The organism is Kordiimonas lacus (assembly GCF_001550055.1).
In the GTDB taxonomy this organism is placed as follows: Bacteria; Pseudomonadota; Alphaproteobacteria; order Sphingomonadales; family Kordiimonadaceae; genus Kordiimonas; species Kordiimonas lacus.
On record NZ_LRUA01000003.1, the window covers coordinates 20,159 to 34,695 of the forward strand.

Sequence of the window (14,537 nt, forward strand, 5' to 3'; positions counted from 1 at the left end):
CTGAAGGACGGACCTGAAGAATACCGCCTTCTGGTCGCAGTCCACAGCAGCGACCGGGACTATCAAGACATCAGAATGCAATTCGCCAATCTCGCGGAAGAGCAGAAGCTGATCATCCTTGCGCCCCTGTTCCCATCCGGCATTGCCGACCGTAACGACAACGACAACTATAAATATATCGCCTACCGCGATATCCGCTTCGACCTGCTTCTTTTGCAAATGATCGAGGAAGCCGCCGCACTATATAACATCAATGTTGACAGGTTTGCGTTGTTTGGTTTTTCAGGTGGCGCCCATTTCGCCCACCGTTTTTTTTATCTTCACCCCACCCGCCTGTCTGCTGTTTCAATCGCGGCCCCAGGATCGGTAACCCTCATGAACCCGGATCAAGACTGGTGGGTCGGCACGCGCAATATGGAAGAACTGTTCGGCTGCTCCCTTAATTTTCCTGCGATGAGACAGGTGCCAGCCCAGCTTCTTGTCGGCAATGAAGACACCAATACCCAGGCCATCACGCACCAGACTGGTCGAGGCAAATGGATGCCCGGGGCGAACGGCGCCGGCACCACCCGTATCGACCGGCTATACACCCTTTATGAAAACTGGCGATCCCACGACCTGAACGTGACTATTGAGGAAATCGCCGGCGTAGGGCACTCCTCCCCTCCTCTCGCTGATCCCGCAGCCAAATTCTTCACCAAACACATGCGTGAATAGGCTGGAAGCCAGCGTACTGCATGGAGGGAGCACCTCCCCTGGTGCTGAAGCGGCCCTAGTTACCGGCCAGTCCCTGCTCTGCCTCTTCAATCAGCGCGAACTCCTCTTCAGGCGCATGGGCCACCAACTTGTGCCGGCTGATCAACAGGAAATACAGAATCATGATGGCATAGAAAGCAGCAGCGTATTGGATGACCTCAGGGTTCACCAGTACACCGGCAAGCAATGCCAACGCAGCAAGAACAAGGGCTGTCCCAGAGGTTAACATGCCCCCCGGAGTGCGGTAAGGCCGCACCATTTCAGGCTCCTTGATCCTCAAGACAATATGCGCCGCCATCATCAGCACATACGATATGGAAGCCCCAAAGACTGCTATCAGGATCAGAAGATCACCTTCCCCGGTCAGCGACAGCAAGAACCCCAGCGTACCGGGAATGATCAACGCGTAATGGGGAACCTTCCGCCTGGATGTCAGCGACAGGAAGCGCGGTATATAGCCCGCACGCGACAATGCAAACACCTGACGGGAATAGGCGAAAATAATGGAAAAGAAGCTCGCAATAAGCCCCGCCAACCCGGTGATATTCACAATGGTGCCAACGGTTGTTGGGCCACCATAGGCTTCTGGGCTTTCCAGGGCGGCAATAAGCGGATCACCGGCATTCGAGATAGCCGCTGCGCCACCACCGCCCGGCGCCAACACCAGGATCAGGGCCGCCAGCGCGAGCAGAACCAGCATGGCGCCAATCATACCCCTGGGCATGTTGCGCGCCGGGTCACGGGTTTCTTCCGCGGCCAACGGCACCCCCTCGACAGCTAGAAAAAACCACATGCCAAAAGGGATTGCTGCCCAGATCCCCAACACTCCGAATGGCAGGAAGGCACTAGTGCCCGCCTCACCGGTGGGCGCGATATCAAACAGATTAGCCACCTCGAAATGCGGCACCATGGCGATGATGAAGACCACCAGCGCCGCAACTGCGAGCGCGGTGATCACGAACATCAGTTTCAGCGCTTCGCCAACGCCATAGAGATGAATGCCAACAAAAAGCAGGTAAAACCCAAGCGACACCGGCCACCCTGAAATACCCATCAAACTGTCCATATAAGCCCCGATGAAAACAGCGATGGCAGCCGGAGCAACGGCATATTCCAACAGAATGGCCGTTCCGGTCAGGAAACCGCCCAACGGACCAAACGCGCGCCTGGCAAAGCCGTATCCCCCACCCGCAGATGGGATCGTCGCAGACAGTTCAGCCAGCGAAAAAACCATGGCTGTATACATGACAGCCATCAACGCCGTGGCTAGCACAAGACCGCCCCAACCGCCCTGTGCCAGCCCAAAATTCCAGCCAGCAAAATCACCTGAAATGACATAGGCCACACCCAGCCCCACCAAAAGCGGCCAACCGGCGGTGCCCTTACGCAACTGCCGTTTAGCAAGATATGCCTCGCCCGCGGTTTCGCCTGCTTCAGCCATGTCATCCTCCCCTTTCCCAAGCCTAATCTTGAAACAAGGTAGCAAACTTTCCGCCACAGGCCACGCTTTGTTACCGCCACGAGCGGGATACATCATAGGCTTCTGCCGCCCGGTCCGCATGAAAGATGCCTTCACCACAACCCTTCCCCAAGGCGATTCAGACATAGCCTGCTTCTGGCGAGAGAGCGACCACCAAAGTGGTCGCTCTGAACGTCTGCTTTTAGATTTCCAGTTGCTCCGCAACTTCAAGGGCATCATCAACATCGATACCCAAATAGCGAACCGTGCTCTCCATTTTGGAATGTCCCAACAGTAGCTGTACCACCCTCAGGTTCTTGGTCTGCTTGTAGATGAGCGAAGCCTTGGTGCGCCTGAGTGAGTGCGTTCCATATCTGCTTGGGTCTAGGCCAATGTCGCTTATCCATGACTTCAAAGCTCGAGCATATTGCCTTGTTGAAAGATGACGGTTTCGATCGACCCTGCTAGGGAAGAGGTAGCCTGAATTTCCCAATCCAGATTTCGTGATCCATTTCAAAATCGATTCCCTAGCTTGTTTCGAGATTTCAAATCGGACCGGGTTACCTGTCTTCTGCTGCAACACCGATGCGCGATGCTTCACCTCCGATCCGTCACACACGTCAGAGACCTTCAGCTTCACCAAATCACAGGCGCGCAACTTGCTATCGATCGCCAGGTTGAACAGGGCAAGATCACGAACCGAAGCCTTCAATTGCAGGCGAATGCGGATCGCCCAAATCTCCTTCAGTTTGAGAGGTGGCTTTTGCCCAATCAGTTTTCCTTTGTTCCAGGGCTGATGGGAATTTTCGTGTTGAAAGAAGAGTTTCATGATCTGTCTCCTTTTTGATCAGGAAACAGTCATTCTACTCCCACTAACTGAGTGCACTTTCTGACCCAAAGCGGCCAAGATGGCACGCGTTGGGAGGAAATTGCCAATTCCTCAGGTCGACGCTGGCATCCAGGCTGAACTCGGCTGCTACCTATTAGTCAAACACTATAGTCATGCTGTCTAGGTCGGAGACGGTAAGCCCCACAAGGAAGATGGTTGCACCGCCCCCGGTGTCGATCAAAAGGCCCGTTTGCCCGTTCACTGTCGTGTCCTGGCTAGCGGAAGCCACATCGGCCACAGAGGCGAAATCAGTGTTGGTATTGACGACATACAGCGCATCGTCCGTCAGCTCGAAATCGCTGACTGTGTCAGTGCCGTGATCCCCGGCGAAATAGAAGGTATCGGCGCCCGGACCACCGGTTAACAGATCATCGCCACCACCGCCGAATAGCTCATCGACACCGTCACCGGCATCCACGGTGTCGGCACCACTGCCGCCGAACAACTGATCATCATTGCTGCCACCGAGGATGATATCGTTGCCAAGACCGCCAAAAACCGTGTCATTGCCCAACCCGGCCCGAACTTCATCCGCCCCATCATCCTTGCCGCCATAGACAATATCGTTGCCAGCACCTGCATAGATCACGTCGGCGCCAAGGCCACCGCCAAGCGCGTCCGCGCCATTAGCGCCATAAAGTGTATCGTCACCATCGCCTGACCAGATCTGGTCAGTGGCGCTGCCACTGCTAACCTGCTCCCCGTGATCAAACTGATTGTCTTCGTCCGCATCAGACCAGCTGCCACCTATCAGGATATCGTTGCCCGTGCCGCCAAAGATGATGTCCGCACCGGGATTACCGGTAGCCCCACTGACGAAATTGTCACCGAATACCAAGTCGTCGCCCGCTCCGGCGCCGACCACGTCATTGCCGTCACCGCCGGCGAACCGGTCCGCGCCCGCATCCCCGGGGCCCGCAAAGATTTGGTCATTGCCTGCACCACCGTCAATTGTGTCGTCGCCACTGCCGCCCGTCATGAAATCACTGCCAGCGCCGCCATTCAGGCTATCGTTCCCGCCATTACCCTTGATAACGTCGGCACCATCACTGCCGGTGTGCGTCTCAGCGGCATCGGTACCCGTGAAATCGCCACTCTGGGCCTCAGCAAACAGAAAATCTTCGGCGCCCAGGTCGTCCGACGCGATCCCTTTCAGGGTCAGTGTGGTGTTGCCGTCCAGCGTGATGACAAGATTGTTTCCATTTTGGCTGGCGGCATTTGTCAGGGCGCTCAGACTGGTCATATTGGAAAATTGCTGCAGGTCTATCCTGTCGCCGGATGTGCTGAAGTCTTCAATCACGATGGCGCCGGAGCCGTCAATGATGAACAGGTCACTGCCCGCGCTGCCTTCCAGCGTATCGTTGCCGCCACCGCCGGAGATGGTGTCATTACCGAAGCCGCCATCCAGCCATTCATCGGCGTCGCTGCCCTGAAGCGTGTCAGCCCCTTCGGGGCCGAGGATCTTTTCAATGGAAATCAGGCGATCCACCCCGCCCTCAAAATCGGTCACGGTGCCAGCCGAAAGATCGATCTTCAGCGGTGCGCTGCCGCCCGTGGTCCAGAAAGCATAGTCAGCGGTGTCGAAACCTTCACCGCCGTCAAGCGTGTCATTGCCGCGGTCAATCCGCAAATTGTCATCGCCTGCCTGGCCTTGCAGCAGATCATCGCCTCTGCCACCAACCACGGTGTCATTGCCATCACCCCCCGACACAACATCGTCACCCAGCATGCCCCGCATGGAATCATCGCCGCTGCCGCCCACCAGATTGTCGTTGCCGGATGTACCGTTGATATTCGCCATGAAGGCCTCCTACCCGTTTTCGAACGTACGCAGGACTGGCGAGTATCTTACCGGAAGATGCTTAGATCGCAAAATCACCATGGGGCGAGGACCGGTCAATTCTTTGTCACGGCCTTGAATTAAGGACGCGGCTCTGAGATCATGTCAATGATCTCAATCACTATGGCAGGAGCGGCGTGTGGCCAAGCTCGGTTTCCGTAGTATGAGCGTATTCCTCTCATCCCCCGTTTTGATTTTTTCTCTGGGGGCAGCACTCTTTATTGCGTTGGCGGTGGGCGCACGGGACCGATTGTCACCGCAGCCTGATGTCCTTCTTTCCCAAAGTCGTCCTGTCGGCATGGCCGTCTGTGCCGACTGCCACACGCTTGCGGCAGAGCATTGGGCCCACACGGTTCATGCCCGGCCCTCAGGCACGCAGATCGAATGTGAGAGCTGCCACGGGCCAGGTTCCGCACACATCCAAGCCCCGGACGACCCTTTATCCATCGTCCGGTTTTCCCGCACCAGCGAACACAGCATCCAAACACAGAACGGTCAGTGTCTGGCCTGCCATGATGGCGGCAAACGCCTTCACTGGCACGCGTCAGTGCACGAAACCGCCGACCTCGCCTGCAGCGACTGCCACAATCCCATGGCAAGCATATCAGGTCGGAACCTGCTGGCCCGCGAAAGTGTCAATGACACCTGCATGATGTGCCACCGGGAAACGCGGATCGACTTCAACCGCATGTCCCATATGCCGCTCTTTGAAGGCAAAGTTGGATGTCTTGACTGCCACAACCCGCATGGCTCGGCTTTCGACATGCTGTTGCACACACCAACGGTGAACGAAACCTGCTACAGCTGCCATGCAGAAAAACGCGGGCCGTTTCTGTTCGAGCACGCTCCCGTAAGCGACAATTGCCTGACATGCCACAGTCCACACGGATCAAACCATGAAAAACTGCTGGTCACCGCCCGCCCGCTATTATGCCAGCAATGCCATAGCATGAGCGGCCACATGAACGAACTGATCACCAGTGGTTTCCTGCCCGATGCACGTTTCCCTGACCCGCGCCTGGTGAGCCGCAGCTGCCAAAACTGCCATTCGCAGATTCATGGCTCGAACCACCCAGCCGGATCCCGGCTGCAGAGGTAATCATGAGAGGGCACGTTACAAAATTCGCTTCTCCTATCGTCGGCATGGTGTTTGTGGCTGTCCTGGGCCCATGTTCCGGTGCAGTTGCCCAGATATTGCCCCCCGGCAGCAAACAGCAGGGGAACAGCGACAGCCATGCGACTGCGCCCTGGTGGGCACCGCATCCGGATGGCCTGAGTTTTATCAACCCATCGCCGCGGACGCCCAGCGGCTTTCTGTATGGCATGCCCCGCAACTGGTCGCCTCAAACCCGTACCGGAGACCAAGGCTGGCAATGGCATGGCTTCATTGAGGCCGGCGCCCGGATCACCAGCGGCACTACAGATGCTCAGGGCTTCGGGGAATATGCCGACCGCAGCCAGGGGCCTTCCATAAGCCGGGCCGTCATCAGTGGCCAAAACAGGTCGACTGGGCAATTTTTCAACCTTGTCGCCGGCAGTCCGCACCGAGACGACGGCTATGTGACAGCCAGCATGGGTAGGACAGGTCACTATGAAGTGACGGGCTTTTTCCAATCGCTCAGGCATGTATTCGCGACCAATGCCAAACCTGTCTGGGACGGCGTGGGAACCGGACACCTACGGCTCCCAAACGACCTGATGCCCGGTATAGCCAGCCGCGATCAACTGCTTGGCGTCCTTGGCGAGACTTCGCCCACGCGCCTTTCCCTGAAGCGTGAAAAAGGCGGGCTAGTCGCCCGCCTGTCGCTTACCAAACAACTGGCCGCCGAAGCGTCGGTTCAACATGAGTGGCGCAAGGGCAGCCGCCCCTTCGGCACCGGCTTCGCATTCCCGACCTTCGGACAAACGCTGGAAACGGTTGAGCCCATCGACTATCAAACCACCGATTTCCGCCTGGCGCTCGATTACACCGGGCAGACGGTGGCAGCGCGGCTCCAGTACCATGGGTCCCTGTTCCGCAACGCCAATACGGCGCTGACGGTGGAAAACCCTGGCCTATCGCCCTTCCTGCCTAACTTCACGGCGCCTCTCGCCAGGCAGGCACTTCCCCCGGACAACCGGTATCATATGATTTCAGCGGACCTCTCGGCGCCCTTGTCCTTCTGGAACGGCAGGGTAACCGTTGCCGCGCACTATAGTACAGCCCGCCAAGACGAAGACCTGTTACCCCCGACCATCAATCAAGGTGTCCTGCCTCTGCCCGGCGGCCTCTTGGATCTCAGCCTCTGGAACACGACAGGGGCGCTCAGCCAGACCACCACCGCTGCCAAACGAGACCGACTGACGCTCAATTCCAAGCTCCTCCTCGTCCCTGCCCGCCGGTTGCGGGTCACGCTGGCGCTCAACCTGCAGGACGAAAGCTACGACACGAATTATATGGCCTTCAATCCACTCACAGGCCAGCATGGCTACATTGCTCTGGATGGCGGGCTTGGGGGCGTTATGCCGCGCCTGTCCGGACTTTATACACCCGACAGTCCGGGCAGCCGGGTGCGGTTCCGCAACATGCCTTTCACCAAGGATCGGCTCAAGATCGCCGCGCAGGCTGACTACCGCTTTACCCACAAGACCAAGCTGACCATGAAAGCCTCTTATGTTGAGGAAACACGTAGGCCACGGGAAGTGGAGACGACGCGGGATACTGTGCTTTCACTTGGTGTCTCGACCCGGGCAGTACGTTTCGCAACCGCGCGCCTGTCATACCGCTACACCAACCGCAGTGGCACCCCGTATATTTCCAACCCCTATGAGGCCTTTTACACGTCGTCACTCGACGGTTATCTCCCGCTGTATGACGATGGAGACAGCCCGCATACCCTGTCCAGCTTCCGCAAGTTCGACCTCGCAGCTCATCATCTCCATGTCCTCAAGGGGCAGGTGAATTTCATCCTGGCTCCAACGGTGGACTTCGCCGTCTCCGCCACCCTCAGCCGACAGGATTACCGGGCGGATTTCGGCCTCCGGGATAGCAAAAGCTCAAAACTGAATGCGGAGCTGACCTGGCAGAGCGGGCCGCGCACGTCGCTCTATGCCTTTGCGTCATACGACAGCGCAAACCGCAACGTCGCCAGCATTCGGGATGTCGGCCCCAACAGCACCGACGGCACAGCTGGCGGCACGAATTACCCGCTCGCCAACGCATGGTCCGCCACCCAGGGAGAAAAAGGGTGGGCCTTTGGCGGCGGCTATCAGCGGCAAATGGATGACTGGACCCTGGATCTGACCTATATGTTTTCGCGAAACCGCAGTCGGCTCGACTATGGCTATGCTTCAACTGGTGCCTTTGACGGTCGTGTCAGCGTCGAGGTAGCCGGGACTGGATTACCCGACCAGACTTTCCTCATGCATCACCTGAATGCCCGGCTCGGCTACAGGATTTCTGACCACATGCGGCTGAACCTACGGTACCGCCTGGAGCATGAGGCGTTAGATGATTATCATTACTCAGGCTTCACTTCACCACTTGTCGGAAACGACATATATCTTGGCATCCAACCCGCCAACTTCACCGCTCACCTAATAGGCTTGTATGTGGCAATAGGATATTAGCCCGATCGCATAAGTTCGCTTTTGGCGAAGAGCTGGCCTTAGTTGTGTAACCTATCAAGGTCCGCTATACAGAAAAAACCGGACGAGTCCTCGTGAACTCTGCCCGGTCCATTTCCAGCTTTTTCTGAGAAATTTCCAGCTTTCTCTGAGAATGCATATAATAAAAGTGGTGGGCCCGGAGGGACTCGAACCCCCGACCAAGCCGTTATGAGCGGCCGGCTCTAACCAGCTGAGCTACAGGCCCAAACCACGGAGCGTTAGGTAGCAAACTCTTTCCCCGATGGGTAGTGAAAAATGACGCGCGTTGTTAAAGCGCATCAATCTCTTCCTTCAGGCGTGTGCTTCTGTCGGTCACGATGCGCTCCAGCACGTCAATGCGCTTCTTCAGCTCGGCGATCTCGGCCCGGGCGTCACCGTCCAGCCCGGCGGCCTTTGCCTTGACGGCATCCGCCTTGATTTTCATCCAGTGCATCACGCCCGCGAATATGAACGATCCGAAAATGATCGCCAGAACAAAGTCTTGTCCGCCCATCTGTCTTCCCCCCTTATGAATGTCCTGCAGCCGGTTGCCCGGTTCTTACAGTGCGTCGATTTCTTGTTTCAGGCGCTCGCTCTTGTCGGTGACAATGCGCTCCAGCACGCGGACGCGGTCTTCAAGCTCGGCGATGCGTTTGCTTGTCGCGTCGTCGGCCTTGTCCTGCCGGGACCTCAGTTTTTCATGCTGCAGTTTTGCCCAGTGCTTAAAGGCGCCAGCGCACATCACGGCCAGAACAATCAGCACCACCATTGAATATTGGTTCATTCCCCACTCCTCGCGTCGGTCTCATTATAGCCAGGGCAAGCCCGCCCCGAAATCTTTATATCTTCCGATATAAGGAGCGCGAAGAGGGTTTGCAATGCATGCGGCCACATTCTAGGGTCTGCTTCAGCAAGAATCCCATACCGACTGGAGGAAACAGAATGTCATCGTTGATGCGCCCCCAATCAGCCATCAAGTCTGCCCTGAAGCCTGCGCTGGCTGCAGGCCTGATGGCCAGCGCCCTGATCGCAACCCTGCCCGCCCGGGCCGCCGACACCACCTGCCCCCAGGGCGCGTGCGACAGCGCGTGGAAAACAGCGTCAAAGGACGACAAGGCCCAGGCCGACGCGTTCGGTGAAACCTACAAGGCTTTCCTGGACAAGGCCCGCACGGAACTGCTGACCGTGGCCGCGATCCGCGCCGAAGCCGAACGCAACGGCTTTGAGGAATGGAAGCCCGGCACACCCGTGACACCGGGTGCGAAATATTTCCACATCAACCGCGACCGTGCCATGGCGCTGATCATCGGCGGCAGCGCCCCCACCAGCGCCGGCCTGCGGATTGTCGCAAGCCATATCGACAGCCCGCGCCTTGAGCTGAAGGGCCGCCCCGTGGATGAAGCCCAAGGCTTTGCCCTGTTCCAGACCAACTATCACGGCGGCATCAAGACCTACCAATGGACCAACATCCCGCTGGCGCTTGTCGGCCGCGTGGACACCAAGGACGGCAAGACTGTCCAGATTTCCATTGGCCTGAAGGGTGACGACCCGATTCTGATGATCCCTGACCTGTCGCCGCACACGGCGCGCGACCAGATGAAGAAAAACGCCCGCGACGTGGTTCAGCATGAAGACCTCGACCCCATTGTGGCCCACGGCCCGCACGGCGAGGACGGCAAATTCAGCGCCAGCGAATGGGTCTTCCGTTTCCTCAAGTCCAACTATGATATCGAGGCGGCTGATCTTGTATCGGCTGAGCTGTCGCTGGTGCCCGCCATGAAGCCCCGCGACATGGGCCTTGATCGTCGCCTTGTGGCCGCTTACGGCCAGGATGACAGGCTGGCGGCCTTCGCCAGCATGATGGCAGCCTTCGACACGAAGCGCCTGCCGCATACCACCATCATCCAGTTTGCCGACAATGAAGAAAGCGGCAATGTGAATGTCTCCGGTGCCTCAAGCACCTACCTGCCGGATCTGGTGAGCGAGCTTGTCTATGCCGAGCTGGGCGAAGCCTATCGCCAGCCGCTGTTCACCCGCGCGCTGAGGGCGTCAAAAGCGCTGTCGATTGACGTCAACCCCGGCGTGAACCCCATGAGCCCAAGTGCATGGGAACTGACGAACGCACCGCGCCTTGGCTTTGGTGTGAACATCAAGCTCTATGGCCGCGGTTTTGACGCCAACAGCGAATTTATCGCCTGGACACGCGCGGCCCTTGATGACGCCAACGTGGCCTGGCAAACCACCACATACAAGGTGGGACGCGCCGGCGGCGGGACGCTGGGCAAGGAACTGGCGAAGCTGAATATCGACACCATCGATTTCGGCGTACCCCTGTTGTCGATCCACACACCAGTGGCGGTATCCGACAAAATGGATGTGTTGGCGCTCAAGAACGCCATCAGCGCCTTCATCAGCAAGGCAGACTAAAGGCTGCCTCCGTCCCGGTGGGTAATGCCCGCCGGGATGCCAGACCCCGACAATTTTATCCATTCCTTCATATTTCCCCTGATTTGTGCCATACTGCCTGCAGGTAGAATGCCGACTGGCGGAGGGGTCCGCCGGTGAACCTATGGGTGCTGAAAATGGTAAACTCGATCAATACGAACGCCAGCAGTTTGCTGGGCGTGCGTAACCTGCAGCGTACGAATTCGCTTCAGGCTAAAACGCAAAATGAAATTTCCACTGGCAAGAAAGTCGACAGTGTAAAAGATAACGCCGCGATCCTGTCGATCGCGCAACTCCTCAAAGCCGATGTCGCGGGCCTCAACAGCGTCAAGGGATCCCTTGACCGGGCGCTCTCCACCACCGATGTGGCGCTGGCCGCCGGGGACGGTGTGTCTGACCTGTTGTTGGAGCTGAAGGAAAAGGCCGTAACGGCCTCTGATCCCGGCCTTGATGATGTCAGCCGACAGGCGCTGAATGACGAATTCGGGGCGCTCCGTGACCAGATCACCTCGATCGTCGACAATGCCGAATTCAACGGCACCAACGCGGTGAAATCCGGCGGCGATGATATCGTTGCGGTCACCGGCGCTGACGGCCAGGGCGTGATCCAGATTGACGCGCAGGACCTGTCGCTCGGCGGGCCGAATGTAACACTGAGCGCCAGCCAGGGCATCAGCTCTGTTGCGGACGCGCAGGCGGCTGTATCGGCGATTGAAGATTCGATCAGCAATCTCTCAAGCTCCCTGTCCCAGTTGGGCGCGGGTGCCAGCCAGCTGCAGGAAACCAAGGATTTCACGGAATCGCTCTCGAACGCCACCGAAGAGGGGATCGGCAATCTTGTTGATGCCGACCTGGGCGCAACCAGCGCCGCTTTCGAAGCCAACCAGGTGAAGCAGGCGCTGGGTATTCAGGCCCTGTCGATTTCGAACCAGGCGCCGGGCGCGATCCTGTCGCTGTTCCGCTAGGCACCATAACCAGCTTCAGAAAAAACGGCCGGAGCTTTGCCCGGTCGTTTTCTATGTCAGTAGGCCATATTCATCCAAGGCCCTGATCATGGGCTGAAGAAATTCTTCATATTCCTTCCAACGCCCAAGACCTTTCGTATTGATGGGCTCCCGCACCTGTTGTTCGCTCAGCGTAAATGAGGGAATATCCAGCTTCTCGGGTGACAGGCAGGCGTCCGTCCACTCCAAACCGCAGAATTCTGTGATCTTACGGGTCATGGATTCCGGGTTTTGAACCAGACCCTCATACTGAACCGTTAGAATGCGGCCTGGTGCCACACTTTTCCAATAGTCCATATAGTCTTCGCACTGCCTGATAGCATGGGCCATTGATTCCTGCTTGGTCGCGTAGGCAAACGTCACCCGCATAAAGCGCTTATAGATTGACCAGCCGATATCCCGTGGGTCACGTTTGAGGTGAATGATCGGGGCTGTAGGGAACATCTTCATGCCCCAGCCCAAATTGGCATAATTTTGTGGCAGTTTATCCGTTACGAACCGGCCCTGAACCCATGTGGCATTCCAATAATCGCTCGCCATGGCTTGCCATGCCTCACTGTCCAGTGCCCGTGGTTCCGGCGCATGTTTGCGAAGCACGTCCTGGTGGTGCCCTGTCGCGACAAGTGCCAGCGCCTTGCATTCCCCGCCCGCCCGGACCTCAGGCAGAGAGGCCAGAACACGTTCCAGCAGGGATGTACCTGACCGCGGCATACCAAAGACTCATAGCATTGTCGCCCCCCACTTGATTGCCATTCAACACGTCTTCGCATCGAGTCACGAGACCTGGAAGATCGGCCTTGTCCGCCAGATTTGCAAGGCCGCTCCAGGCAGCAGGGTGGCTGGGCCGATGATCCAGCAATTGCAGATAAGCTTCCACGGCTTCGGTCTTCTGGCCGCGCTTTCGCAGGCAACTTCCCTGAACCGCCAGCATGTCCGGCTGTTGTAGAACCTCACGGGGCAAAGACTTCAAAACATTCCAGGCGCTATCCAGATCGTTGTTTTCGATGTGCAGAGACGCAAGCCTTGCCATATCCTTTGGCGGAGCATCGGCCAGCTTAATACACTTGAGGAACGCCTTAACCGCCACAGCAGGATTGCCGCAGACAAGCGCAAGGCGCGATATCTCACGCCATTGCTCGGGCTCCAACTCAGCCCTTTCAACCAACTGTTCACAAGCCTGGCGCACGCTGATCTCGTCCCTGCGCGCCGACAGAATCTTGATCCTCACCAATGTTTCCAGCGTGCGTTCGCTGGAAATAAGCTTCGGCAACGACTTGGCCGCGATCTTCTGCATCCCCATGCCATACATTTTGTCGCACAGGGCCATTTTCAAATGATGCTGATTGTCCCGCGTAAGGCTAAAGGCCTTCCGCACCGCCTGGCGCGCAATATCCTTTTCCCCGATGCCGAACATATAGTCCGCCCACTTTCCCAGCACCACCGGATCATCCGGCAGCTCCCGCAGGGCATCTGCAAAGGCCGCCCGCAAGGCCGACTGGTCTTCGCTGCGCTCGGCCCTGGAAATTTTCTCCAGGTGAAGTTTGCGTGGTTCATTCATCGAATTGGACTGCCTGTGTTACAGGTTACTCTTCCTGAGGTACACCGCGAGAGGCTGAATTCCAACAGCGAAGCACCCCAGGTTTCTAATTAGTCCTTCGGCCTGACCATCATGCGCCAGCGCCTGAAATCCATGGCAACGACATCGGCCTGCAACAGCACGTCCATGCCCAGGATCATAGCGGGCGCACGGGATGCGCCGAAAGTTGAGAAGACGGGAAGGTGCGCGGATACCAGCCGCTGGTCTGTCAGCCGCCAAGGGCCGATCGACATGGCGGGCACTTTAATCACGCTGGCAGCCATCGCCCTGCCCGAGGCAGACACGCTGGCCTGATCATCCGTCATGCCTTCCGGAATGACCTCCTGAAGCGCCTGAAGCGCCGGGCCGTTCAGCACCGTGTGGCCCGAGCCCGTATCGACAAGTGCATGAATTTCAACGCCTTCGATGATCACAGTAACCGCCAGCGAGCCATAACCCACAGCGCGGGCTTTGAGGTCCAGCCAACCCGCTTCACGCTTCAGGTTGCGGTCGTCATCCAGCCGTGCGCCTGTGCGGTCCAAGAGCAACTGGTGCCCGCGCAACAGATCAATCCCCAGTATACCGGAGGTACCCTCCAAGGCGGGGTCGGGCATGGCTACGGTTTCATTGACTCTCAGCGTCTTGCCAAGCGCCTCAAGATCGCCAACTCGGTACAGCTGCATCTCACGCGCGCCGGTCGCTGTCATCACACGACGGGATTTGAACGGGACAGCCTCCAGTTCCAGAAGGCTGACCAGCGTGCGGTACATAACCGTGCGACTGGCGGCGGTATCCAGCAGGAAGGGGAAAGGCCCTTCACCGCCTACGTGCACATCCACCAGCATGCGGCCATGTTCATCCTGTTGCAGTTTCGGCGCCCCGGACACAGAATCTTCTGCGGCCACCAGCGGCTGAAGCACATGACATATGCACAAAAACAG

At 57.8% G+C, this 14,537-nt stretch carries 13 protein-coding genes and 1 tRNA gene; 5 read left to right on the top strand and 9 right to left on the bottom strand.

All coding sequences use genetic code 11. The annotated features are described in order from the left end of the window. Window positions 1–75: 75 nt before the first annotated feature. The gene (locus tag KORLAC_RS03625) at window positions 76–717 is read left to right on the top strand and encodes an alpha/beta hydrolase family protein (RefSeq protein WP_153012236.1); all 642 of its coding nucleotides are present in this window, start codon (window positions 76–78) and stop codon (window positions 715–717) included. Between the two features lie 55 nt (window positions 718–772). On the opposite strand, the gene eat is transcribed toward KORLAC_RS03625, so the two are convergent. The 3 genes from eat to KORLAC_RS03640 form a co-directional block, all read right to left on the bottom strand. After that, a complete protein-coding gene (gene eat, locus KORLAC_RS03630; protein WP_068303229.1) occupies window positions 773–2,197 on the bottom strand; it encodes an ethanolamine permease in 1,425 nt (474 codons plus the stop codon). 220 nt (window positions 2,198–2,417) lie between these two features. Next, window positions 2,418–3,044 (bottom strand): tyrosine-type recombinase/integrase, encoded by a 627-nt coding sequence (locus KORLAC_RS03635; protein ID WP_068303231.1) that lies wholly within the window; start codon window positions 3,042–3,044, stop codon window positions 2,418–2,420. Between the two features lie 154 nt (window positions 3,045–3,198). Further along, the gene (locus KORLAC_RS03640; protein ID WP_068303234.1) at window positions 3,199–4,905 is read right to left on the bottom strand and encodes a calcium-binding protein; all 1,707 of its coding nucleotides are present in this window, start codon (window positions 4,903–4,905) and stop codon (window positions 3,199–3,201) included. Between the two features lie 178 nt (window positions 4,906–5,083). Here KORLAC_RS03640 and KORLAC_RS03645 point away from each other — a divergent pair, with 178 nt between their 5' ends. After that, a complete protein-coding gene (locus KORLAC_RS03645) occupies window positions 5,084–6,043 on the top strand; it encodes a DmsE family decaheme c-type cytochrome (protein WP_082714494.1) in 960 nt (319 codons plus the stop codon). A gap of 2 nt (window positions 6,044–6,045) precedes the next feature. Further along, window positions 6,046–8,553: an MtrB/PioB family outer membrane beta-barrel protein gene (locus KORLAC_RS03650; RefSeq protein WP_082714495.1), complete on the top strand. Its 2,508-nt coding sequence runs from the start codon at window positions 6,046–6,048 to the stop codon at window positions 8,551–8,553. Between the two features lie 167 nt (window positions 8,554–8,720). On the opposite strand, the gene KORLAC_RS03655 is transcribed toward KORLAC_RS03650, so the two are convergent. The 3 genes from KORLAC_RS03655 to KORLAC_RS03665 all read right to left on the bottom strand — a co-directional run bounded on the left by KORLAC_RS03655 (window position 8,721) and on the right by KORLAC_RS03665 (window position 9,355). After that, window positions 8,721–8,797: transfer RNA gene (locus KORLAC_RS03655), tRNA-Ile, on the bottom strand. Between the two features lie 63 nt (window positions 8,798–8,860). Next, window positions 8,861–9,085: a hypothetical protein gene (locus KORLAC_RS03660; RefSeq protein WP_068303242.1), complete on the bottom strand. Its 225-nt coding sequence runs from the start codon at window positions 9,083–9,085 to the stop codon at window positions 8,861–8,863. Between the two features lie 45 nt (window positions 9,086–9,130). Next, on the bottom strand, window positions 9,131–9,355 hold the full coding sequence (locus KORLAC_RS03665; protein ID WP_068303245.1) for a hypothetical protein: 225 nt from the start codon (window positions 9,353–9,355) through the stop codon (window positions 9,131–9,133). 158 nt (window positions 9,356–9,513) lie between these two features. On the opposite strand from KORLAC_RS03665, the gene KORLAC_RS03670 reads away from it, so the two are divergent. Together KORLAC_RS03670 and KORLAC_RS03675 are read left to right on the top strand one after the other, a co-directional pair. Beyond that, window positions 9,514–10,998: a zinc-binding metallopeptidase family protein gene (locus KORLAC_RS03670; protein WP_241493366.1), complete on the top strand. Its 1,485-nt coding sequence runs from the start codon at window positions 9,514–9,516 to the stop codon at window positions 10,996–10,998. Between the two features lie 155 nt (window positions 10,999–11,153). Further along, entirely contained in the window at window positions 11,154–11,981 is an 828-nt protein-coding gene (locus KORLAC_RS03675) for a flagellin (protein ID WP_068304628.1), read from the top strand. 51 nt (window positions 11,982–12,032) lie between these two features. Here the strand turns inward: KORLAC_RS03675 and KORLAC_RS03680 are convergent, their stop codons facing one another. From KORLAC_RS03680 to KORLAC_RS03690, 3 genes are all read right to left on the bottom strand, one after another. Beyond that, complete coding sequence (locus KORLAC_RS03680; RefSeq protein ID WP_068303248.1) at window positions 12,033–12,731, bottom strand: sulfotransferase family protein; 699 nt, start codon at window positions 12,729–12,731, stop codon at window positions 12,033–12,035. Next, entirely contained in the window at window positions 12,679–13,578 is a 900-nt protein-coding gene (locus KORLAC_RS03685; protein ID WP_068303251.1) for a tetratricopeptide repeat protein, read from the bottom strand. The genes KORLAC_RS03680 and KORLAC_RS03685 overlap by 53 nt, the downstream gene beginning before the upstream one ends. An 89-nt stretch (window positions 13,579–13,667) precedes the next feature. Continuing rightward, window positions 13,668–14,516, bottom strand: coding sequence for a retropepsin-like aspartic protease (locus KORLAC_RS03690; protein WP_139167686.1), 849 nt, complete (start codon window positions 14,514–14,516; stop codon window positions 13,668–13,670). Window positions 14,517–14,537 lie beyond the last annotated feature (21 nt).